The organism is Ruegeria sp. HKCCSP346 (assembly GCF_017872595.1).
GTDB lineage: Bacteria > Pseudomonadota > Alphaproteobacteria > Rhodobacterales > Rhodobacteraceae > Ruegeria.
In genome coordinates this window covers 1-23815 of sequence record NZ_JAEDOT010000012.1, presented here as the reverse complement: position 1 = coordinate 23815, position 23815 = coordinate 1, and the positions used below count along the sequence as shown (strand labels likewise).

Below are 23815 nucleotides of genomic sequence, written 5' to 3'. Positions count from 1 at the left end.
GCATGACGGCTCAGCTTTCATCCGGCACAGCAGCCTGCCCGGGCTGCCTTGCGGCCCCGGCAGAACCGGCCCGGCCCATACCGGAGGATGTGCAGATCGCTTTGTCGCTGCCGGGCATTCATTGCTCGGCCTGTATCGCGACGGTCGAGCGTGAACTGAACGCGCATCCCGGTGTCGAAGACGCCCGGGTGAACCTGACGCTCAAACGCGCGATGATCAAAGCCACGCCGGAAACGCGTGCAAGCGATCTGATCCCGGTGCTTGAACAGGCAGGATTCGAAGCACATGAGCTTGATCCGGGGGCTTTGTCCGCAACCCAGACGGACAAGGCCGGGCGTGATCTTCTGATGCGGCTGGCCGTGGCCGGGTTTGCATCCATGAACGTGATGTTGCTGTCGGTGTCGGTCTGGTCCGGTGCGACGGATGCAACGCGGGACATGTTCCACTGGATTTCAGCGGCCATCGCGCTGCCGGCCATTGCGTTCTCGGCCCAGCCGTTCTTTGCCAATGCCTGGAGCGCCCTGCGCGTGCGACGGCTGAATATGGATTTGCCGATTGTACTGGCGATCCTGTTGGCGCTTGTCACGTCGCTGTGGGAAACCGCGTTGAGCGGCGAGCATGCCTATTTCGACGCAGCCCTGACATTGACCTTCTTTCTGCTGGCCGGACGGTATCTGGATTACCGCACCCGTGCCGCGGCGCGATCTGCGGCCGAAGAATTGACCGCGTTGGAAGTTCCCCGCGCCGTTCGTGTCGCCGATGGGGTTGAAGATGAAGTTCCCGTTGCCGAGTTGCGCGTCGGTGATCTGATCCTTGTCCGACCGGGTGGGCGCATGCCCGTGGACGGCCAGATCGTGTCGGGTCAGTCCGAACTGGATCGATCCCTTCTGACGGGCGAGACGGTGCCAGTCTTTGCCGAGGCCGGGCAGGCTGTGAGCGCGGGTGAAGTCAACCTGACGGGTCCGTTGACAATCCGGGCAACGGCGGTCGGGGAAGACACGTCGCTCCATCGTATGGCTGATCTGGTCGCCATCGCCGAGTCTGGCCGGTCCCGGTACACCTCGTTGGCCGATAAGGCTGCCAAGCTGTATGCGCCCGGCGTTCACATTCTGTCGGCGCTCAGCTTTGTTGGGTGGTACATCTATTCCGGTGATTTGCGCACGGCGCTGAACATCGCGGCGGCTGTTCTGATTATTACCTGCCCATGTGCGTTGGGTCTGGCCGTGCCAGCGGTAACCACGGCCGCGTCGGGCCGGTTGTTCCGCAAGGGAATGCTGATCAAGCACGCCACAGCACTGGAACGGCTGTCCGAAGCTGACACAGTTGTATTCGACAAGACGGGAACGCTGACATCCGGCGCACCGGAACTGGTCAATCTGGCAGACCATGCACGGGCCAAGGTCGAGGTCGCTCTGGCGCTGGCCGAGGCTTCTGCACATCCCTTGTCCGTATCATTGGCAAAAGCGGCGCGTGCGGCAGGCATCAAACCAGCAAATGTGCGGGGAGTAGCCGAGGTTCCCGGCTATGGCACCGAGGGCGAATTCCGTGGTCAGCGTGTTCGTCTGGGGCGGGCCGCCTGGGTCGGCGCGGATCAGGGCACAGACACTTCGGCCTGGCTGGCAATCGGCGAGGAAGCACCCGTGGCCTTCCGATTCTCGGACGCGTTGCGCCCGGGCGCCGCTGAGGCGGTGGATGCCCTGCGTGCTTCGGGCAAGCGTGTACTTCTGATTTCAGGGGATTCGCAGGGGGCAGTGCGCGCCTTGGCGGAAAAACTGGGAATTGAGGACTGGATTGCCGAGGCTTTGCCGCAGGACAAGGCAAGACGCATTCAGGATCTCAGCGATGAAGGCCACAAAGTTTTGATGGTTGGCGACGGGCTGAACGATACCGCCGCTTTGGCGGCGGCGCATGTGTCGATCTCTCCGGCCTCTGCGCTGGATGCGGCGCGGGTCGCGTCAGATATCGTGCTGTTGGGCAATGATCTTTCGCCCATTGCGGATGCGTGTGACACGGCCGTCAAAGCCACCAGACGCATTCGCGAAAACTTCCAGATCGCAACCGTTTACAATGTGATCGCCGTTCCTCTGGCCGTGATCGGACTGGCGACACCGCTGATCGCGGCCTTGGCGATGTCGACCTCGTCCATTACCGTGTCCCTGAACGCCCTGCGGTTGAGGTAATCTGAATGGAAGTGCTTGCTTATCTGATCCCGATTTCCCTGTTCCTGGGGGGCGTTGGTCTGGCGGCCTTCGTATATACCGTTCGTACGAACCAGTACGAAGACCCCGAAGGTGACGCGCGCCGGATCCTGAGCGACGAATGGGATGACAAACCCAAACCCTGAACGAATGCCCCATAGAGGCAGAGTTGAACCAACTGCCCTTGAAATTGCCGCAATGCCCGGCTATGTCCGGCCCATCCGCTAGCAGAGAGAACACGCCAAATGGCCACCACCAATCCGATCCAGTTCATTCAGCAAGTCCGTGCCGAAGTCTCCAAGGTCGTCTGGCCGACCCGGCGCGAGGTGCTGTTGACCACGGTAATGGTCTTCATCATGGCGGCGCTGACGGCTGTATTTTTCGCTTTGGTCGATTTGGGTATCCGGGGTGGTCTTCAACTGATCCTGGGTGCTTTCAGCTAGACGGGATCAGCGCGCTGAAACGTCTCTGCCCCCTTGCGCTGCGGGCAATGTCAGAGTAGGTGACGCGGTACTATTCGGAATGGGCGTGTGGCGATTCGGGCTGCGCGCCGCTTTTTATTCCGGATGGCGTGGCAAGATTTTAATGACGGGTGTGTCCGGTACGCTTGATACCCCGAAGACAAACAAGGACGACAGGTTCATGGCGAAACGGTGGTACTCGGTCAGCGTTCTTTCGAATTTCGAAAAGAAGATCGCAGAACAGATCCGCACGTCGGTGGCTGAACAGGGCCTTGAGGACGATATTGACGAAGTTCTGGTGCCCACCGAAGAGGTGATCGAAGTGCGCCGGGGCAAGAAGGTCACGACCGAACGCCGATTTATGCCTGGTTACGTTCTGGTGCATATGGAAATGTCGGATCAGGGGTACCACCTGATCAACTCGATCAACCGCGTCACCGGTTTCCTGGGCCCGCAAGGCCGCCCGATGCCGATGCGCGACGCCGAAGTGAACCAGATCCTGAACCGTGTTCAGGAAGGTGAAGAAGCACCCAAGCTGATGATCAGCTTCGAGGTCGGTGAGAAGGTCAAAGTCAACGATGGCCCGTTCGAAGATTTCGACGGCATGGTCGAAGGTGTGGACGACGAAAACCAGAAGCTGAAGGTTTCGGTTTCGATCTTCGGCCGGGAAACTCCGGTCGAGCTGGATTTCACGCAGGTCACCAAGCAGAGCTGAGGAAACACTCCTCGAGAATTGAAACGCCGCGATGCCAAGGGCAACGCGGCGTTTTTTGTTTGGGTATTCGCTGAAAACGTGTCGACCTATTGCGCCTGCACCATGGCCGCGCGCAAAAGTTGCGGGCGGTCGGTCTGCGAGGGCAGGAACACAGCCTGCGATCCGGCGTCCAGGGCCGACAGGCTCGCGTCATACCACTGCATCGCAAGATCGCGACGTTTCTGTACACCGAAGCCTTCGCGCAGATGGTGGCCAATCAGTTCGCCATAGGCGGGCTCACCCATTGCGACCAACATCAGGGCAGACCCAAGCGCGGCATCCATGTTGTCCTGACGATAGCCAATCGCAAGGCAAACCTTACTTGTCGCGGCAAGGTCTTGGGGGCTGAGGCCCGAGTCCAGCGCCAGCTTGCGCATCTGGGTTTCAGCCTCGGTTTTCGAATTGATAGACAGAGCATCAACCTGAGGCTCCACCATTTCACCATACGAGTCGCATTGAGCACTCACCTGCTCCGGCGTCAGCCCCTGGATATCCTGAATCAGATCTTCACCGCGCGCCATCGCGTAGCTGCGGGCAAGACAGAACTGCTCGCTGAGCGCAAAGTCGGGATCGGACATGTTCGCCAGGGTCGTATAGCCGCCATTGGTAGATGTTTGCAGCATGACCCCGCTACAGCGATTGGCCAGCGACGGGCCTCCGGTGCCGCCGGAAAACAGGCTCGGCAGGCTGGCAGACGTTGTTTCGGTTGTCTCCGGCTCAGGTTCTTGCGGTGTCGCAACCGGAACAGGTTGTGCCGGGGCGGCTTGTGCCGGCGCCTGAGGGGCAGTAGCCAAAGCAGATCCCGTCTGCACCTGACGGCGATACGCCATCAGAAGCGGTTGGCCCGCAAGTTGAGTCGTTGCCTGTCCACCGCTTGTGGCCCAATAGTAGGCTTGCATCAGAAAGTCATACTGATATGGCTGAAAATCATAGCCGTTTACAGGATAACCCATCGAGGCCTGATAGCGTTCGATTGCGGACCGGGTGCCGCGACCCACCTGACCATCGACCCGTCCTGCATTGTACCCGAAGTAATTGAGCGCGGTCTGAGTTTGCGCGCCTTGCGTGGTCGATGGAATACCTGACCGATAGGTGCGGTTCGATGTAGTTGTTCTCTGAGATTTTTTCTTTTGTTGGTCCTTGCCGATTGCGTAACCAACGATCCCGCCGACGACCGCACCACCAAGAAACTCTCCAGCGTCGGCCCGCGCCGTTTGAGGGATGGCAGCAGCAAGAGAAAAGGCGATGCCAAGAGTTAAAGCTAAACGAAGTATCATAATTAACCTCCACCAATAATCACAATTTTTCAGGAGTATAGCACGGTCATCTGCGTTGTGGCGAAGCAAGCGCCAATGTCGCGTTCAATTGCCGGCAAACTGGCGGTTTTACATGTCTTTGCAGATTGTTAGAGGAATTCGAAACTGTACGGACATTCGCGTGTAATCACGCAGACAGCAAGAATCCTCTCAGGGTTTGATTCGGTACAACCAGAATGGTGCGCCAACCACTTGTCATCTCTCCTGATCCCATGTAAACGCCGCCTTTATCGTCTTCGGGCGAGATTCTCTCGTGGGAGGTTGCCGGGGTCGCGATCCCGGACCGGACCACGCAACATAATCTGGGTGGGACGCGTTTCACCCAAGTTGAAAGGAAAACCAAATGGCCAAGAAGCTTGCTGGTACAATGAAACTGCAGGTTCCTGCAGGTCAGGCGAACCCGTCGCCGCCAGTTGGTCCGGCGCTGGGTCAGCGCGGTATCAACATCATGGAATTCTGCAAGGCGTTCAACGCCAAGACCGCAGACATGGAGCAGGGCGCACCTTGCCCAACCGTGATCACCTATTATCAGGACAAGTCCTTCACCATGGACATCAAGACGCCGCCCGCGTCTTATTACCTGAAAAAAGCAGCTGGTCTGAAGCCGGTCGGCAAGCGTAACCGCCCCCGTGGCGCGGAAAACCCCGGTCGTGAGACCGTGGCCACCGTGACCTCGAAGCAGGTTCGTGAAATCGCCGAAGCCAAAATGAAAGATCTGAACGCCAACGACGTCGAAGGCGCAATGCAGATCATCCTGGGCTCGGCCCGCTCTATGGGCATCGAGGTGAAGTAAGATGGCAAAACTCGGTAAACGTACCCGCGCTGCGCGCGAAGCTGTCGCCGGCAAGGAAAACCTGTCGGTTGAAGAAGCAGTTGCCCTGGTCAAAGCCAATGCAACCTCGAAATTCGACGAGACCATCGAAATCGCACTGAACCTAGGCGTTGACACCCGCCACGCGGACCAGATGGTTCGCGGCGTTGTCGGCCTGCCGAACGGCACCGGTAAAGCGATGCGCGTTGCTGTTTTCGCTCGTGGCCCCAAGGCCGATGAGGCGAAAGAAGCAGGTGCGGACATCGTTGGCGCAGAAGACCTGATGGAAACCATTCAGGGCGGCACCATCGAATTCGATCGCTGCATCGCAACCCCGGACATGATGCCGATCGTCGGTCGTCTGGGTAAAGTTCTGGGCCCCCGCAACCTGATGCCGAACCCCAAGGTTGGTACCGTGACCATGGACGTGAAAGCGGCCGTGGAAGCAGCCAAGGGCGGTGAAGTTCAGTTCAAGGCGGAAAAAGGCGGCGTTGTGCATGCCGGTGTTGGCAAAGCGTCGTTCGACGAAGCCAAACTGGCTGAAAACGTCCGCGCGTTTGTCTCGGCTGTTGCCAAGGCGAAACCGTCGGGCGCCAAAGGCACCTATATGAAGAAAATCGCGCTGAGCTCGACCATGGGCCCCGGTGTGACCGTTGATGTAGCAGAGGCCTCGGGCGAGTAAGCCAGACAAATCTGCTGTAAAGTATTGATCCCGGGTGGTGCAAACTGCCCGGGATTTTCATTTTGCCGGGTTCGGTGCGAAGATAAATCGCATGCATTTCAGTTCTGGCAATCGAACGGACCATGGCTATGGAAACTAAGCGCGAACTCCTCCAAAGATTTCTTAAGGGATTAGAAACCGGTGACGCCATGGCGGCAGCGGTTGTGAATGAAGAGAAGTACATCCAGCACAACCCTCAAACTCACGAAGGCAGCGAAGGTATTGCCGACCTGTTCGCAAGGCTGTCCAAAACCTCGCCCAAGGTTACATTCAAAAGGGTTTTCGAGGATGGCGACTTTGCCTTTGCGCATATCGAGTACGATTTCAGTAGCCTGCGCGCCGCGTTTGAGGTGTTTCGGTTCGAAGATGGCAAAGCCGTAGAGCATTGGGACAACATTCAGCCCTTGCGCGGTCCAAACCTTTCTGGGCGTGGAATGCTGGATGGTCACACCGAAGTAACGGACCTGGAGAAGACGGAAGAAAACCGAGCCGCTAGCAGCATGTTTGTCACAGACGTTCTGATAAAGCGCAGGTTTGACAGATTGGCGGACTTTGTTGCAGAGGATCTAAAACAGCACAATCCGGACATGGCCGACGGAATCGTAGCGCTCAAGAACGTGTTGGAAGGAACAAGCGAAAGCGGGACAAAATTTGTCTACAAGCATTTGCATCGGGTTTTGGCAGAGGGAAATTTCGTCCTTTGCGTGTGCGAAGGGGAAAGAAATGGGGTGCATTCCAGCTTTTATGATTTGTATCGCTGGGACGCTGATCGGATCGTCGAACATTGGAACACCATCGAAGCGGTTCCGCCGCGCGAGGAATGGAAAAACGACAACGGGAAGTTCTGACACATGCCCTTGGAATTTGGGTGTTGTATGATCTGAATTGGGTGTAATTTACCCCTTGGAAACCTCCTCTATCTGCCCTAAGAAGACCTGCGGAACAAAGCGTGCGATTCGTCGTGCGCTTTGTTTCGTTTCGTCCAAGACGGTGGGTGGGTCCATTCGGCCCCTTAATTCCCTGCCTGAGACGGGTAAGACCAAAGAATTCTGGGGGTCCCACCCTCGGGCACATTTTGGCCAATCCCGTAACAAGGACCTGAACGCCGGAGCGAAAGTTGCGGCAAATATGAGCCGGGGTGAGATTTCGCCCCTAACTTGGAGAGAACTGTGGATAGAGCCCAGAAAGAGAAAGTGGTCGAGGAACTCGGCCAAATCTTCGAAAGCTCTGGCGTCGTAGTGGTTGCCCACTACGCCGGTCTGACAGTTGCCGAGATGCAGGACCTGCGCGCGCGTGCACGCGAAGCGGGCGGTTCCGTGCGTGTTGCCAAAAACAGGCTCGCCAAAATCGCCCTTGAGGGTAAGCCGTGTGAAAGCATGGCCGACCTGCTGACAGGGATGACCGTTCTGACCTATTCCGAGGACCCGGTGGCAGCAGCCAAAGTGGCCGAGGACTTCGCCAAGGAGAACAAGAAGTTCGAAATCCTTGGCGGTGCAATGGGCGAGAACGCTCTGGACCGCAAAGGCGTCGAAGCTGTTTCGAAAATGCCGTCTCGCGAGGAGCTTATTGCTTCGATCGTGGGCTGCATTGGCGCACCTGCTTCGAACATCGCCGGCGCGATTGGCGCACCTGCAAGCAATATCGCAAGCATCCTTTCCACCATCGAAGAGAAGGCGGAAGCTGCGTAAGCGGTTGGCACTGAATGATCTGCGTGGGGCATTTGCCCTGACGTTGGAACACACACTGTAAACGGAAAGAGCTGATAAAATGGCTGATCTGAAAGCACTCGCAGAAAGCATCGTGGGTCTGACCCTGCTGGAAGCACAAGAACTGAAAACCATCCTCAAAGACGAATACGGCATCGAGCCCGCAGCTGGCGGCGCCGTAATGGTCGCAGGTGCAGCTGGCGACGCCGGCGGTGCAGCTGAGGAAGAAAAAACCGAATTCGACGTCGTTCTGAAGAACGCCGGCGCATCGAAAATCAACGTCATCAAAGAAGTTCGCGGCATCACCGGCTTGGGCCTGAAAGAAGCCAAAGAACTGGTCGAAGCCGGCGGCAAGATCAAAGAAGGCGTGGACAAAGCAGAAGCAGAAGACGTCAAAGCCAAGCTGGAAGCAGCTGGCGCCGAAGTCGAGCTGGCCTAAGCTTGGTCTCAGGTGCATCGCTGATGTGCCAAAAAATTTGGCTGGGTCCGGAGAAATCCGGGTCCAGCCGAACCTGTCTTAGAAAGGGCCTCAAGACGCGAGGCGTTTTCTAAGACACGGTTTTCGGATCGGGAGGCCGCCTTCGGGACGGTGGCCATGAATTGATCCGGACGTGTTGTCTCGATTGTGCAAGATGCCGGGGCCCGACGGTGTCTTTGCCCGCTGAGAACATCGAAAGGTGACATCTGACATGGCTCAAACGTTCCTTGGCCAGAAACGTCTTCGTAAATATTACGGCAAAATCCGCGAAGTGCTGGAAATGCCGAACCTCATTGAGGTCCAGAAATCTTCTTATGATCTTTTCCTGCGCTCCGGCGATGCAGAGCAGCCCACTGACGGCGAAGGCATCAAAGGCGTGTTCCAGTCGGTTTTCCCGATCAAGGATTTCAACGAAACCTCCGTTCTGGAATTCGTGAAATACGATCTGGAAAAACCCAAATACGACGTCGAAGAGTGCATGCAGCGCGACATGACCTACAGCGCACCGCTGAAGGTTACCTTGCGTCTGATCGTGTTCGATGTCGATGAGGACACCGGCGCAAAATCGGTAAAGGACATCAAGGAGCAGGATGTCTTCATGGGCGATATGCCTTTGATGACGCCGAACGGCACTTTTGTCGTGAACGGGACCGAGCGTGTGATCGTATCGCAGATGCACCGTTCGCCCGGCGTGTTCTTTGACCACGACAAAGGCAAGACGCATTCCTCGGGCAAGCTGCTGTTTGCCTGCCGCATCATCCCGTATCGCGGCAGCTGGCTGGACTTCGAGTTTGACGCCAAGGACATCGTGTTCGCCCGGATCGACCGTCGCCGCAAACTGCCTGTGACAACCCTGCTTTATGCATTGGGTCTGGATCAGGAAGCGATCATGGACGCGTATTACAACACCGTGTCCTACAAGCTGGACAAGAATAAGGGTTGGGTGACACCGTTCTTCCCCGAGCGCGTGCGCGGCACCCGCCCGACCTATGATCTGGTTGACGCCAAGTCCGGTGAAGTGATTGCCGAAGCGGGCAAGAAAGTTACCCCACGCGCGGTCAAGAAGCTGATCGACGAAGGCACCGTCACTGATCTGCTGGTTCCGTTTGATCACATCGTCGGCAAGTTTGTCGCCAAGGATATCATCAACGAAGAAACCGGCGCGATCTATGTCGAAGCCGGTGATGAGCTGACCCTGGAATACGACAAGGATGGCGACCTGATCGGCGGTACCGTCAAGGAACTGATCGACGCGGGTATCACCGACATCCCGGTACTGGACATCGACAACGTCAATGTCGGCCCCTACATGCGCAACACCATGGCTCAGGACAAGAACCTGAACCGTGAAAGCGCGCTGATGGACATCTACCGCGTTATGCGTCCGGGTGAGCCGCCCACCGTCGAGGCTGCGTCGGCTCTGTTCGACACGTTGTTCTTCGACAGCGAGCGGTATGATCTGTCCGCTGTTGGCCGCGTGAAGATGAATATGCGTCTGGCACTGGATGCGCCTGACACCCTGCGTACCCTGCGCCGCGAAGACATCGTGGCCTGCATCAAGGCGCTGGTGGAGCTGCGCGACGGCAAAGGCGATGTGGACGATATCGACCACCTCGGCAACCGTCGTGTGCGTTCGGTCGGCGAACTGATGGAAAACCAGTACCGCGTCGGCCTGCTGCGCATGGAGCGCGCAATCAAAGAGCGTATGTCGTCAGTCGAGATCGACACCGTCATGCCACAGGACCTGATCAACGCGAAACCGGCGGCGGCCGCGGTTCGTGAATTCTTCGGCAGCTCGCAGCTGTCGCAGTTCATGGACCAGACCAACCCGCTGTCCGAGGTTACCCACAAACGCCGTCTTTCGGCGCTTGGCCCCGGTGGTCTGACTCGTGAACGTGCGGGCTTTGAGGTGCGCGACGTTCACCCAACCCACTATGGCCGGATGTGCCCGATCGAAACGCCCGAAGGTCCGAACATCGGTCTGATCAACTCGCTGGCCACCTTCGCCCGCGTGAACAAGTACGGCTTCATCGAAACCCCTTATCGCGTCGTACAAGACGGGCAGGTGACCGACGAGGTCCACTACATGTCCGCGACCGAGGAAATGCGTCACACCGTGGCACAGGCCAACGCGACGTTGGATACGGATGGCAAGTTCATCAATGATCTGGTTTCGACCCGTCAGGCGGGTGACTACACGCTTGCCCCGCGCGAGAATGTGGACCTGATCGACGTGTCGCCGAAACAGCTGGTCTCGGTTGCTGCATCGCTGATCCCGTTCCTTGAAAACGACGACGCCAACCGCGCTCTGATGGGTTCGAACATGCAACGTCAGGCGGTTCCGCTGCTGCGGGCCGAGGCACCGCTGGTCGGTACCGGCATCGAGGAAAAGGTTGCGATCGACTCGGGTGCTGCGATCCAGGCGAAACGCGCCGGTATCATCGACCAGGTCGATGCCCAGCGTATCGTTATCCGCGCCACTGAAGATCTGGAACTGGGCGACGCTGGCGTTGACATCTATCGTCTGCGCAAGTTCCAGCGTTCGAACCAGAACACCTGCATCAACCAGCGTCCGCTGATCAAGGTGGGTGACACCGTCCAGAAGGGCGAAGTCATTGCCGATGGTCCATCGACCGATATGGGTGAACTGGCCCTGGGTAAGAACGTGGTCGTCGCGTTCATGCCGTGGAACGGTTACAACTACGAAGACTCGATCCTGATCTCGGAGCGTATCGCGCGTGACGACGTCTTTACCTCGGTTCATATCGAGGAATTTGAAGTCGCCGCCCGTGACACCAAGCTGGGTCCGGAAGAAATCACTCGCGACATCCCGAATGTCGGTGAAGAAGCGCTGCGCAACCTCGACGAGGCGGGCATCGTTTACATCGGTGCGGATGTTGAGCCGGGCGATATTCTGGTCGGCAAGATCACTCCGAAGGGCGAAAGCCCAATGACCCCGGAAGAAAAGCTGCTGCGCGCCATCTTTGGTGAAAAAGCATCTGACGTGCGCGACACCTCGCTGCGCGTGAAGCCGGGCGACTACGGTACGGTCGTTGAGGTTCGCGTCTTCAACCGTCACGGTGTCGAGAAAGACGAGCGTGCGCTGCAGATCGAGCGTGAGGAAGTCGAACGTCTGGCCCGTGACCGGGACGACGAGCTGGCGATCCTTGACCGCAACATCTATGCGCGTCTGCAAGGTCTGATCCTGGGTAAAACCGCTGTCAAAGGCCCGAAAGGCGTCAAGGCAGGGTCGGTGATCACCGAGGAGCTGCTGGAAACCCTGACCCGTGGTCAGTGGTGGCAGCTGGCGCTGGAAGACGAGCAGGATGCACAGATCGTCGAAGCTCTGAACGAGCAGTACGAAGTGCAAAAGCGCGCTCTGGATGCCCGTTTCGAGGACAAGGTCGAGAAAGTCCGTCGTGGCGACGATCTGCCGCCGGGTGTGATGAAGATGGTTAAAGTCTTCATTGCCGTGAAGCGCAAGTTGCAGCCGGGCGACAAGATGGCTGGTCGTCACGGGAACAAGGGTGTGATTTCCAAGGTCGTTCCGATGGAAGACATGCCGTTCCTGGCCGATGGTACGCCGGTTGATTTCTGTCTGAACCCGCTGGGTGTGCCGTCGCGTATGAACGTTGGTCAGATCCTTGAAACCCACATGGGTTGGGCCGCACGCGGTCTGGGTCTGAACATCGATGAGGCGCTACAGGAATACCGCCGTTCGGGCGATCTGACGCCGGTACGTGACGCGATGAAACACGCCTATGGCGAGGATGTCTATGAAGAGGGCATCAGCGGCATGGACGAGGACCAGCTGATCGAAGCGGCCAGCAACGTCACTCGCGGTGTTCCGATCGCAACCCCGGTCTTTGACGGCGCCAAAGAGGCTGACGTCAACGACGCGCTGGTGCGCGCGGGCTTCTCGGAAAGCGGTCAGTCGATCCTGTTCGACGGTCGTACCGGTGAGCAATTCGCGCGTCCGGTCACCGTGGGCATCAAGTACCTGCTGAAACTGCACCACCTTGTGGACGACAAGATCCACGCGCGTTCGACCGGGCCGTACAGCCTGGTGACCCAGCAGCCGCTGGGTGGTAAGGCGCAGTTCGGTGGTCAGCGCTTTGGTGAGATGGAGGTCTGGGCTCTGGAAGCTTACGGCGCCGCCTACACCCTGCAGGAGATGCTGACGGTGAAATCGGATGACGTCGCCGGCCGGACCAAGGTCTATGAGTCGATCGTCAAGGGCGAGGATAACTTTGAAGCGGGCGTGCCGGAATCGTTCAACGTTCTGGTGAAAGAAGTCCGTGGCCTCGGCCTGAATATGGAACTCCTGGATGCGGAGGTTGAGGAGTAAGGGCGCTGCCCTTTCTCCCGTCCCCCCTTCCGCAAGATTTGAGGTAACAAATGAACCAGGAAATCACCAACAACCCGTTCAACCCGCTGACGCCGCCGAAAGTATTCGACGAGATCAAGGTCTCACTGGCGTCGCCCGAGCGGATTCTGTCTTGGTCCTATGGCGAGATCAAGAAACCCGAAACCATCAACTACCGGACGTTCAAGCCTGAACGTGACGGCCTGTTCTGCGCGCGCATCTTTGGCCCGATCAAAGATTATGAATGTCTGTGCGGCAAATATAAGCGGATGAAGTATCGCGGCGTTGTCTGCGAGAAATGCGGTGTGGAAGTCACCCTGCAAAAAGTCCGCCGCGAGCGTATGGGTCATATCGAACTGGCCGCGCCCGTTGCGCATATCTGGTTCCTGAAATCGCTGCCGTCCCGCATTGGTCTGATGCTGGACATGACGCTGCGCGATCTGGAACGCGTTCTGTACTTTGAAAACTACGTCGTCATCGAGCCCGGTCTGACCGACCTGACCTACGGCCAGATGCTGACCGAAGAAGAGTACATGGACGCGCAGGATGCTTATGGCATGGACGCGTTCACCGCGAATATCGGTGCTGAAGCCATCCGTGAGATGCTGGCCCAGATCGATCTGGAAGCCGAAGCCGAGCAGCTGCGCGCTGATCTGGCCGAAGCAACCGGCGAGCTGAAGCCCAAGAAGATCATCAAGCGTCTGAAGGTTGTTGAATCCTTCCTCGAGTCGGGCAACCGTCCCGAATGGATGGTGATGACCGTGATCCCGGTCATTCCGCCGGAACTGCGTCCGCTGGTTCCGCTGGATGGTGGCCGTTTCGCGACCTCGGATCTGAACGATCTGTATCGCCGCGTGATCAACCGGAACAACCGTCTGAAGCGTCTGATCGAACTGCGCGCGCCTGACATCATCGTCCGCAACGAAAAGCGGATGCTGCAGGAATCCGTTGACGCTCTGTTCGACAACGGCCGTCGTGGCCGCGTGATCACCGGCGCCAACAAGCGCCCGCTGAAATCGCTGTCGGACATGCTGAAAGGCAAGCAGGGTCGCTTCCGTCAGAACCTTTTGGGGAAACGCGTCGACTTCTCGGGCCGTTCGGTCATCGTGACCGGTCCGGAACTCAAGCTGCACCAGTGTGGTCTGCCCAAGAAGATGGCGCTGGAACTGTTCAAGCCGTTCATCTACTCGCGCCTTGAAGCCAAGGGTCTGTCTTCGACTGTGAAACAGGCGAAGAAACTGGTCGAGAAAGAGCGTCCCGAAGTGTGGGATATCCTCGACGAGGTGATCCGCGAACACCCTGTCATGCTGAACCGTGCGCCGACGCTGCACCGTCTGGGCATTCAGGCGTTCGAGCCGGTCCTGATCGAAGGTAAAGCCATCCAGCTGCACCCGCTGGTCTGTTCGGCCTTCAACGCCGACTTCGACGGCGACCAGATGGCCGTTCACGTCCCGCTGAGCCTTGAGGCGCAGCTGGAAGCCCGTGTTCTGATGATGTCGACGAACAACGTTCTGTCGCCTGCAAACGGCGCGCCGATCATCGTTCCGTCGCAGGATATGATCCTGGGTCTGTACTATGTGACCCTGGAACGCGAAGGCATGCCGGGTGAAGGCAAGGTCTTTGGTTCGATCGACGAAGTTCAGCACGCGCTGGACGCGGGTGAGGTGCATCTGCACTCGAAAATCACTGCCCGGATCACGCAGATCGACGAGGAAGGCAACGAAGTTCAGAAGCGCTATGAAACCACTCCGGGCCGTCTGCGTCTGGGTGCGTTGCTGCCGATGAACAACAAGGCGCCGTTCGAGCTGGTCAACCGCTTGCTGCGGAAGAAAGAAGTGCAGCAGGTGATCGACACTGTCTACCGTTACTGCGGTCAGAAAGAGTCGGTTATCTTCTGTGACCAAATCATGTCGATGGGCTTCAAAGAAGCGTTCAAGGCGGGCATCTCGTTCGGCAAGGATGACATGGTCATCCCAGGCGACAAGTGGAGCATCGTCGATGACACCCGCAGTCAGGTGAAAGACTTTGAACAGCAGTACATGGACGGCCTGATCACTCAGGGCGAAAAGTACAACAAGGTTGTCGATGCCTGGTCGAAGTGTAACGACCGCGTGACCGAGGCAATGATGAGCACGATCTCGGATGTTGCCAAGGCCGAAGACGGGTCGGACATGGAGCCGAACTCGGTCTACATGATGGCCCACTCGGGTGCGCGTGGCTCGGTTACTCAGATGAAACAGCTGGGCGGTATGCGTGGCCTGATGGCCAAACCGAACGGTGACATCATCGAGACGCCGATCATCTCGAACTTTAAAGAAGGTCTGACCGTTCTCGAGTACTTCAACTCGACCCACGGTGCCCGTAAGGGTCTGTCGGATACCGCTCTGAAGACGGCGAACTCGGGTTACCTGACCCGTCGTCTGGTGGATGTGGCGCAGGACTGCATCGTTCGTGAGATCGACTGCGGCACCGAGCGTGCGATCACCGCCGAAGCAGCCGTGAACGACGGTGAGGTTGTCGCCTCGCTGGCCGAACGTGTGCTGGGCCGTGTGGCCGCTGACGATGTTCTGCGTCCGGGCACCGATGAGGTGATCGTCGCAGCCGGTCAGCTGATCGACGAACGTATGGCCGACACCATCGACGAAGCCGGCGTTCAGTCGATGCGCATCCGCTCGCCTCTGACCTGTGAGTCCGAGGAAGGCGTCTGTGCAACCTGCTACGGTCGTGACCTTGCACGCGGTACAATGGTGAACACAGGTGAAGCTGTCGGCATCATCGCGGCGCAGTCGATCGGTGAACCCGGTACACAGCTGACCATGCGGACCTTCCACATCGGTGGTGTTGCGCAGGGTGGTCAGCAGTCGTTCCAGGAAGCCAGCCAGGAAGGTATCGTTTCCTTCGAGAACCCGCAGATTCTGGTCAACGCAGCCGGCGAAAGCCTGGTCATGGGCCGGAACATGAAGTTGGTGATCAAGGACGAACACGGCGAAGAGCGTGCCAGCCACAAGCTGGGCTACGGCTCCAAGCTGTTCGTCAAGGACGGCACCAAGGTGGCCCGTGGCGACAAGCTGTTCGAGTGGGATCCCTACACCCTGCCGATCATCGCCGAGAAAGCCGGTACTGCAAAATATGTCGATCTGGTTTCGGGCCTCGCTGTCCGCGACGAGACCGACGAAGCAACTGGCATGACCCAGAAGATCGTGATCGACTGGCGCGCCGCCCCCAAGGGCAGCGACCTCAAGCCCGAGATCATTCTGGTTGGCGAAGATGGCGAGCCGGTCCGCAACGATGCGGGCAACCCGGTTCACTATCCGATGTCGGTGGATGCGATCCTGTCGGTCGAAGACGGCCAGAAGGTCGAAGCCGGTGACGTCGTCGCGCGTATCCCGCGCGAAGGTGCCAAGACCAAGGACATCACAGGTGGTCTGCCGCGTGTGGCCGAACTGTTCGAAGCCCGCCGTCCGAAAGATCACGCGATCATCGCCGAGGCCGATGGTTACGTGCGCTTTGGCCGCGACTACAAGAACAAACGCCGCATCAGCATCGAGCCGGCTGACGAGTCCATGGAGACCATCGAGTACATGGTGCCCAAGGGCAAGCACATCCCGGTCGCCGAAGGGGACTTCATCCAGAAGGGTGAATACCTGATGGACGGTAACCCGGCTCCGCATGACATCCTGTCCATCATGGGTGTCGAAGCGCTGGCGGATTACATGATCGACGAGGTGCAGGACGTGTATCGTCTGCAGGGCGTGAAGATCAACGACAAGCACATCGAGGTCATCGTGCGCCAGATGCTGCAGAAGTGGGAGATCCTGGATTCGGGTGACACCACCCTGTTGAAGGGCGAACATGTCGACAAGCAGGAGTTCGACGCGGCCAACGAAAAGACCATCGCCCGCGGTGGTCGCCCTGCTCAGGGTGAGCCGATCCTGTTGGGGATCACCAAGGCCTCGTTGCAGACGCGCTCGTTCATCTCGGCGGCGTCGTTCCAGGAGACCACCCGCGTGCTGACCGAAGCTTCGGTTCAGGGCAAGAAGGACAAGCTGGTCGGCCTGAAAGAGAACGTCATCGTCGGTCGTCTGATCCCCGCCGGTACCGGTGGGGCGACGCAGGCTGTCCGCCACATCGCGCAGTCGCGTGACAATGTGGTGATCGAAGCCCGCCGGGAAGAGGCCGAGGCCGCCGCCGCCCTGGCCGCACCGATCATGGATGATGATATGGTCGGGGATGAGCTGGACGTTCTGGTCGAAACACCGGAAAGCCGCGAATAAACCGCGTCATTCAAAACCAAAAAAAGGCCCTGCGATTTCGTGGGGCCTTTTTTGTTGCCGCTCCAGGTGCGCAATTGTGAACCGTCGTGACAGAGCACAGCCTTTGACCCGATTGCATCAGGCTTGTGGTTCTGCAATCGGTGGTTTAGCGATATTCTGTGTTTTCGGATTATATTGAGCTGAACAATGGACACCAAAGGCAACTCTTTCGAGGACCGTGTGGCACGGATCAAGAAGCGTTCAGAAGAAAGCACACGCAAGTCGCCTCTGCCTCGAACCGAGAGTATCTGGCAACGTCTGGGTTATCCCGCTGCGTTTCTGGGGGCTTTTATACTGGGTGTTATTGCGGTCTTCCTGTCCCGCCTGATTCAATATCAATCGGTTGGCATTCCGGTGCCCGGCAAAGTGGGAACGCAGGATTTCGTCAGCCTCGGCCTCGCAGGCGGGGCCTGCATCATGGTTATGCTGTTTTTGAAAGGTAAACTGCGAGAGTTCGCCGGGGCGCTCACGGTTGGTGCGTTGGTGACGACCTTTTCCTTTCATAATTTCGTGTGGAAATATCCTGTGTTTTTCGAACTTGTATACGGGGAAGACTGGGTTGAGTTTGTAAAAGACACGACAGAGCCTTCCAGCCTGAACCTGTTCGGGACCATCCTCCCATTCGGTTGATGATCTCTGTACCCCGTGGTGCGTTATTGACATCCAGCCCGACTCGGCGGCCAATGCGGGGCGATCAATAGCCCCGGAGCCCGAAGCAGCATGACTCCAAACACCAAAGGCGCTTTGCTGATGATGGGCAGCATGGCTGCCTTTACCTTGAACGATACGCTGGTGAAGGTTGCCTTGCAGGATCTGCCATTGTTTCAGTTGGTGGCCATGCGCGGGTTCCTGGCTGTATTTCTGATCTATGTACTTGCCCGGTCACTGGGCACGTTGCATCTGAATTTTTCGCGCCATGACAAGTGGCTGGTTGCACTGCGCTGCCTTGCAGAGCTGGCGGCGACATTCTTTTTCCTGACGGCGCTGAAGAACATGCCGCTTGCCAATGTTACGGCCATTCTTCAGGCATTGCCGCTTACGGTAACATTGGGTGCTGCTTTGGTTTTTTCCGAACAGGTTGGTTGGCGACGCGCTTTGGCAATCGCCGTGGGGTTCGTCGGAATGCTGCTGATCGTAAGACCCGGGCCAGAGGGGTTCAGCGTGTATTCCATCTATGCGCTGGTTGCAGTGGTTTCGATTACAGTTCGGGACCTCATCACGCGACGCATGTCAGCCGACGTGCCGTCAATGCTGGTTACCCTTGCCACCTCGGTTTCCATAGCGGGGGCCGCGGCAATAGCCTCGGTTTTCGAAGGATGGGTTGTGGTTTCGGCAACGGCGGGTTCCCTGGTCGCGGCGGCGGCCGTGTTTGTGCTGCTTGGCTATTTGTTCAGCGTCATGGTCATGCGTCAGGGAGATGTCGGATTCGTTGCACCATTCAGATATTCCAGTCTGATCTGGGCGCTCGGGTTGGGTTGGGTCGTGTTTGACGAATGGCCTGACAGCCTGACGATGCTGGGTGCTGTCCTGATCGTGGGTGCCGGTCTGTTCACCTTGTTCCGGGCACGTGCGCGTCAGGGCTTGGCGTGACTCCGTCTGACCATGTCCGGATCAATGGCGAAACGGGTTTGAAACTCGAGCTCCTGCTGCCGGGTAAGAGGGTTGAGCGCGACATCCATGTTTCTGGTTCGCGGTGAGTCATTGAACCGGTTCAATCCTCTTACCCACATCGGACTGTCGGGTCGGGTCACAACGGGCATCGCGCGGTTGATCCTGTTATGGGCAAAATTCATGATCGACTTCCGCTGCCCGCCCCGCACGTACATTCCCAGACCGGCAGTGATCAACGGGCGATGCACGCGCGTGGCCTGTATCCCCTCGGAATTGGCGCGGGCCAGATAACCGCAGTTGAAGTCAACGGCGACCATCGCGTGCCTTTCGAACAAGCCGACACATTCCCTGACACAGCCCCGGAACCGCTCGACAAAATCCACGGCCACTGCATCATCATCGTCGTGGCGAAACTGAAGGCAGGGTTGGTCGGGATCGGTCCGTGCCGAATTCAGGACATCCTGCATGACTTTTCTGTGACGCCCCGGAGGTTTCGCGACTATGCGCACCTGTTTCAGCCCACCGGTCAGATCGTTGAGGCGGTCAAATGCCAGCTTGGGCAGGCAGTGGCCGACCACGATCACCAACTGGAAATCTTCGTCGGACTGTTTTTTGAAACCGGGCAGGGCGACCGTCTCGAACAGGCGAAACCGTTCTTCCAACCTGTCGTGCTGGTACAGGAATTGCCGTCTATCTTCGACGCTCTCGTGCGTTGTCTGAAAGCCGCCAATTGCGGGATAGGAAAACCGGCAAAGACCGATGACCTGCATTTTCTCAGCGCGCCGCATATCTGGCCTCGAACGCGTCAGGGTCGATCGAGAACCGTACCCGCAAGTCTTCAGCCTGTTCAGGCGTGAAAGGCGACAACTCGCTGGTATCTTTGCGCGCGTGGTCCGAGTCGTTGAAATCGTGCAGCATCCTGACCCACATGGGCGTGTCCGGATAGCTGACCACGGGCATGAACCGGGCGAGCCTGTTGTGCAACCGGTCAAATATCGTCCGCGTGCTTCCGGCTTGAACATGCATGCCCAGGCCAACGCCCAGCAGCGATCGATAGACCCGAGCGGCCCGAATTCCGTGGGCTTCGCGCCGGGCGATGTACCCTTGATTGAAATCTATACCGACGGACTCGCTCTGCAGCATCAGCCCTGTGTTTTCGACAACAGCAGCGCGGAGGCGTTCTATGAAATCAACGGAAACGGCGTCATCGTCATCATGCCGAAACTGCAGGCACGGCTGATGCGGGTCCGCGCGGGCGGTGTTCAGCACCTCTCGTACAATCTGCTTATGATCCCCTGGTTTTTTTGCAATGATACGGATCTGTTTAATCCCGGCGGTCAGGTCGCGCAGCCGGTCCGCATGGATCTGAGGCAGGCACGTCCCGGTCAAAACAAACAACTCGAACGTCTCATCGGTCTGGATGCGAAAACCGGGCAGGGTGATCGCCTCGAAAAGACGAAAGCGTTCTTCCAGCCTGTCGGGGGCATACAGAAATTGCCGTTGCTCTTCGATCGTATCCCGGTTCAGCCGAAAACCGCCGGTTGCGGGATAGGAAAACCGGCAAAGGCCAATCACTTGCATCTGTAATCCATCAGCAGATATTCGACCCGACTATGCCCTTGCGGCGGTTCAGCCGCAACCGGGACAGCGGCGCGCAGGAATGGCAATCCTACAGGCTGCATTCAACGCGCGCGCCGGGGCGCCGGTATCGTGCTGTTGACACTTGGGCCGACTCCCCCTATACGCGCGTCATCTCGGTACCGGGGGCCGCCCCGTAGCCGATTCCAGTAATGAACTGGTCAAGGCCCGGACAATTTTGCAGTTCGCGCCCTCTGAGAACCAACCGCGACGTTCACCTCGGAATGGGAACGCTCGTGGGTTTTGCGCTTGTGGACGCATAAGTGCAGCGAATTTAGCCGCACGCAACGCGCGTGCATGTCATGTGTGTTGCAAAACGGGGAAAGAACCGGAATGCCAACTATTCAACAGCTGATCCGCAAGCCGCGGCAGCCCAAAGTCAAACGCTCGAAGTCCATGCACCTGGAGCAGTGCCCGCAAAAGCGCGGTGTCTGCACACGTGTCTATACCACAACGCCTAAAAAGCCGAACTCGGCGATGCGTAAGGTTGCCAAGGTGCGCCTGACCAACGGGTTCGAAGTCATCTCGTACATCCCTGGTGAAAGCCACAACCTGCAGGAACACTCGGTTGTTCTGATCCGTGGCGGCCGTGTGAAAGACCTTCCCGGTGTGCGTTACCACATCCTGCGCGGTGTTCTGGATACTCAGGGCGTCAAAGATCGTAAGCAACGTCGTTCGAAATACGGCGCGAAGCGTCCCAAGTAAGAAGGAGAGGCTGATATGTCACGTCGTCACGCCGCCGAAAAACGCGAAGTCCTGCCTGACGCCAAATTTGGCGACAAGGTACTGACCAAATTCATGAACAACCTGATGATCGACGGCAAGAAGTCGGTCGCAGAGCGCATCGTCTACAACGCATTTGACCGCGTTGAGAACAAGGTAAAGCGCGCTCCTGTCGAAGTGTTCCACGAAGCGCTCGACAACATCAAACCTTCGGTCGAGGTTCGCTCGCGCCGGGTTGGTGGTGCAACCTACCAGGTTCCGGTCGAAGTCCGCCCCGAGCGCCGCGAAGCTCTGGCCATCCGCTGGCTGATCACCGCTGCGCGCGGCCGCAACGAAAACACCATGGAAGAACGCCTCGCCGGCGAACTGCTGGACGCCGTACAGTCCCGCGGTACTGCCGTTAAGAAGCGCGAAGACACCCACAAGATGGCCGAGGCGAACAAAGCCTTCAGCCATTACCGCTGGTAATTCTAGAGGCTTATCCAAATGGCACGCGAATATCCGCTCGAACTATACCGTAACTTCGGTATCATGGCGCACATCGACGCAGGTAAGACCACCTGCTCGGAGCGTATCCTGTATTACACTGGTAAATCCCACAACATCGGTGAGGTGCACGACGGTGCAGCCACCATGGACTGGATGGAGCAGGAGCAGGAACGCGGCATCACCATCACTTCGGCTGCGACCACCACGTTCTGGGAACGCACCGAGGACGGTAAAACCGCCGATACCCCCAAGCACCGCCTGAACATCATCGACACCCCCGGCCACGTTGACTTCACCATCGAAGTCGAACGCTCGCTGGCGGTTCTCGACGGTGCCGTTTGCGTTCTGGACGCAAACGCCGGTGTTGAGCCCCAGACCGAAACCGTGTGGCGTCAGGCTGACCGCTACAAGGTTCCGCGTATGGTTTTCGTTAACAAGATGGACAAGATCGGCGCAGACTTCTTCAACTGCGTTCGCATGATCGAAGACCGCACCGGCGCACGTGCTGTTCCGGTTGGTATCCCGATTGGCGCCGAATCTGAGCTGGAAGGTCTGATCGACCTGGTCACCATGGAAGAATGGCTGTGGCAGGGTGAAGACCTGGGCGCAAGCTGGATCAAAGCTCCGATCCGCGACAGCCTGAAAGACATGGCTGAAGAATGGCGCGGCAAGATGATCGAAGCGGCCGTCGAAATGGACGACGACGCGATGATGGAATACCTGGAAGGCAATGAGCCCGACGTTCCGACCCTGCGTAAACTGCTGCGCAAGGGCACACTGGAAATCGCGTTCGTTCCGGTACTGGGTGGTTCTGCGTTCAAGAACAAAGGCGTTCAGCCGTTGCTCAACGCTGTGATCGACTATCTGCCCAGCCCGCTGGACGTTGTCGATTACATGGGCTTCAAACCCGGTGACGAGGAAGAAGTTCGTGACATCGCCCGTCGTGCTGACGACAACATGGCGTTCTCGGGCCTGGCGTTCAAAATCATGAACGATCCCTTCGTCGGTTCGCTGACTTTCACCCGGATTTATTCGGGCGTGCTGAACAAGGGTGACTCGATCCTGAACTCGACCAAAGGCAAGAAAGAGCGCATCGGTCGTATGATGATGATGCACTCGAACAACCGGGAAGAGATCGAAGAAGCGTTTGCAGGCGACATCATCGCGCTGGCGGGTCTGAAAGACACCACCACCGGTGACACCCTGTGTGACGCGAAGGATCCGGTGGTTCTGGAAACCATGACCTTCCCCGATCCGGTGATCGAGATCGCGGTCGAGCCCAAAACCAAGGGCGACCAGGAGAAAATGTCTCAGGGTCTGGCCCGTCTGGCCGCCGAAGACCCGTCCTTCCGTGTGGAAACCGATCTGGAATCGGGTCAGACCATCATGAAGGGCATGGGCGAACTTCACCTGGACATCCTGGTGGACCGTCTCAAGCGCGAGTTCAAGGTTGAAGCGAACATCGGTGCACCGCAGGTGGCCTATCGTGAAACCATCTCGATGCCGGTCGAGCACACCTATACCCACAAGAAACAGTCGGGTGGTTCGGGTCAGTTCGCCGAAGTCAAGCTGGAGATTCAGCCCACCGAGGCGGGCGAAGGTTATTCGTTCGAAAGCCGCATCGTTGGTGGTGCCGTTCCGAAGGAATACATCCCCGGTGTTGAAAAAGGCATCAACTCGGTCATGGACAGCGGCCCTCTGGCTGGCTTCCCCGTGATCGACTTCAAGGTTGCCCTGCTGGACGGTAAGTTCCACGACGTTGACTCGAGCGTTCTGGCGTTCGAAATCGCGGCCCGTATGTGTATGCGTGAAGGCATGCGCAAAGCTGGCGCGAAGCTGCTGGAACCGATCATGAAGGTCGAAGTGATCACTCCGGAAGAATACACCGGCGGTATCATCGGCGACCTGACCTCGCGTCGTGGCCAGGTGTCTGGTCAGGAACCGCGCGGCAACGCAATCGCGATCGACGCGTTCGTTCCGCTGGCAAACATGTTCGGCTACATCAACACTCTGCGTTCGATGTCGTCGGGCCGTGCCCAGTTCACCATGCAGTTCGACCACTACGATCCGGTTCCGCAGAACATCTCGGACGAGATCCAGGCGAAATACGCATAAGCGAAGATTTGAGGGAGCGTGGGTATCACGCTCCCTTCATTACCGAAAAAGGAGGCCATCATGGCAAAGGAAAAGTTTGAGCGTACAAAACCGCACGTCAACATCGGCACGATTG

Annotated in this window: 19 protein-coding genes; 16 read left to right on the top strand and 3 right to left on the bottom strand. The window is 58.0% G+C overall.

Going from position 1 to position 23815, the window contains the following annotated elements; genetic code table 11:
* Positions 1–2 precede the first annotated feature (2 nt).
* From I9185_RS19600 to nusG, 4 genes are all read left to right on the top strand, one after another.
* Complete coding sequence (locus I9185_RS19600; protein WP_210093879.1) at positions 3–2180, top strand: heavy metal translocating P-type ATPase; 2178 nt, start codon at positions 3–5, stop codon at positions 2178–2180.
* Between the two features lie 5 nt (positions 2181–2185).
* The gene (ccoS, locus tag I9185_RS19595) at positions 2186–2344 is read left to right on the top strand and encodes a cbb3-type cytochrome oxidase assembly protein CcoS (RefSeq protein ID WP_152459183.1); all 159 of its coding nucleotides are present in this window, start codon (positions 2186–2188) and stop codon (positions 2342–2344) included.
* A 99-nt stretch (positions 2345–2443) separates the two neighbouring features.
* On the top strand, positions 2444–2641 hold the full coding sequence (gene secE, locus I9185_RS19590; protein ID WP_050605011.1) for a preprotein translocase subunit SecE: 198 nt from the start codon (positions 2444–2446) through the stop codon (positions 2639–2641).
* Between the two features lie 199 nt (positions 2642–2840).
* On the top strand, positions 2841–3374 hold the full coding sequence (gene nusG / locus I9185_RS19585) for a transcription termination/antitermination protein NusG (RefSeq protein ID WP_152459924.1): 534 nt from the start codon (positions 2841–2843) through the stop codon (positions 3372–3374).
* Between the two features lie 86 nt (positions 3375–3460).
* Here nusG and I9185_RS19580 read toward each other — a convergent pair whose 3' ends face one another.
* Positions 3461–4690 (bottom strand): peptidoglycan-binding domain-containing protein, encoded by a 1230-nt coding sequence (locus I9185_RS19580; protein ID WP_210093878.1) that lies wholly within the window; start codon positions 4688–4690, stop codon positions 3461–3463.
* A gap of 382 nt (positions 4691–5072) precedes the next feature.
* Here I9185_RS19580 and rplK point away from each other — a divergent pair, with 382 nt between their 5' ends.
* The 9 genes from rplK (at position 5073) to I9185_RS19535 (ending at position 18714) form a co-directional block, all read left to right on the top strand.
* Positions 5073–5522, top strand: coding sequence for a 50S ribosomal protein L11 (rplK, locus tag I9185_RS19575; protein ID WP_037314971.1), 450 nt, complete (start codon positions 5073–5075; stop codon positions 5520–5522).
* 1 nt (position 5523) lies between these two features.
* A complete protein-coding gene (gene rplA, locus I9185_RS19570; RefSeq protein WP_171638244.1) occupies positions 5524–6222 on the top strand; it encodes a 50S ribosomal protein L1 in 699 nt (232 codons plus the stop codon).
* Between the two features lie 128 nt (positions 6223–6350).
* Positions 6351–7109 carry a nuclear transport factor 2 family protein gene (locus tag I9185_RS19565; protein WP_171725115.1) on the top strand — a complete coding sequence of 253 codons (759 nt, stop codon included), beginning with the start codon at positions 6351–6353 and terminating at the stop codon, positions 7107–7109.
* A 321-nt stretch (positions 7110–7430) separates the two neighbouring features.
* On the top strand, positions 7431–7949 hold the full coding sequence (gene rplJ, locus I9185_RS19560) for a 50S ribosomal protein L10 (protein ID WP_171638240.1): 519 nt from the start codon (positions 7431–7433) through the stop codon (positions 7947–7949).
* 79 nt (positions 7950–8028) lie between these two features.
* A complete protein-coding gene (gene rplL / locus I9185_RS19555) occupies positions 8029–8406 on the top strand; it encodes a 50S ribosomal protein L7/L12 (RefSeq protein WP_152459178.1) in 378 nt (125 codons plus the stop codon).
* A gap of 250 nt (positions 8407–8656) precedes the next feature.
* Positions 8657–12793 carry a DNA-directed RNA polymerase subunit beta gene (rpoB, locus tag I9185_RS19550; RefSeq protein ID WP_171638238.1) on the top strand — a complete coding sequence of 1379 codons (4137 nt, stop codon included), beginning with the start codon at positions 8657–8659 and terminating at the stop codon, positions 12791–12793.
* Between the two features lie 50 nt (positions 12794–12843).
* Entirely contained in the window at positions 12844–17085 is a 4242-nt protein-coding gene (gene rpoC, locus I9185_RS19545) for a DNA-directed RNA polymerase subunit beta' (RefSeq protein WP_171638236.1), read from the top strand.
* A gap of 186 nt (positions 17086–17271) precedes the next feature.
* Positions 17272–17754, top strand: coding sequence for a hypothetical protein (locus I9185_RS19540; RefSeq protein ID WP_171638234.1), 483 nt, complete (start codon positions 17272–17274; stop codon positions 17752–17754).
* Positions 17755–17844: 90 nt separating this feature from the next.
* Complete coding sequence (locus I9185_RS19535; protein WP_171725118.1) at positions 17845–18714, top strand: DMT family transporter; 870 nt, start codon at positions 17845–17847, stop codon at positions 18712–18714.
* Here I9185_RS19535 and I9185_RS19530 read toward each other — a convergent pair.
* Together I9185_RS19530 and I9185_RS19525 are read right to left on the bottom strand one after the other, a co-directional pair.
* Positions 18699–19505, bottom strand: coding sequence for a glycosyltransferase (locus I9185_RS19530; protein ID WP_171638307.1), 807 nt, complete (start codon positions 19503–19505; stop codon positions 18699–18701). The two genes, I9185_RS19535 and I9185_RS19530, sit on opposite strands and share 16 nt — an antisense overlap.
* Positions 19506–19509: 4 nt before the next feature.
* A complete protein-coding gene (locus I9185_RS19525) occupies positions 19510–20316 on the bottom strand; it encodes a putative rhamnosyl transferase (RefSeq protein WP_171725119.1) in 807 nt (268 codons plus the stop codon).
* A 390-nt stretch (positions 20317–20706) separates the two neighbouring features.
* Between I9185_RS19525 and rpsL the strand changes: the two genes are divergently transcribed.
* The 3 genes from rpsL to fusA are packed head-to-tail and all read left to right on the top strand — an operon-like array spanning position 20707 to position 23700.
* The gene (gene rpsL / locus I9185_RS19520) at positions 20707–21078 is read left to right on the top strand and encodes a 30S ribosomal protein S12 (protein ID WP_005621086.1); all 372 of its coding nucleotides are present in this window, start codon (positions 20707–20709) and stop codon (positions 21076–21078) included.
* A 15-nt stretch (positions 21079–21093) separates the two neighbouring features.
* Complete coding sequence (rpsG, locus tag I9185_RS19515; protein ID WP_010441203.1) at positions 21094–21564, top strand: 30S ribosomal protein S7; 471 nt, start codon at positions 21094–21096, stop codon at positions 21562–21564.
* An 18-nt stretch (positions 21565–21582) separates the two neighbouring features.
* Positions 21583–23700, top strand: coding sequence for an elongation factor G (gene fusA, locus I9185_RS19510; protein ID WP_170347258.1), 2118 nt, complete (start codon positions 21583–21585; stop codon positions 23698–23700).
* Positions 23701–23815 lie beyond the last annotated feature (115 nt).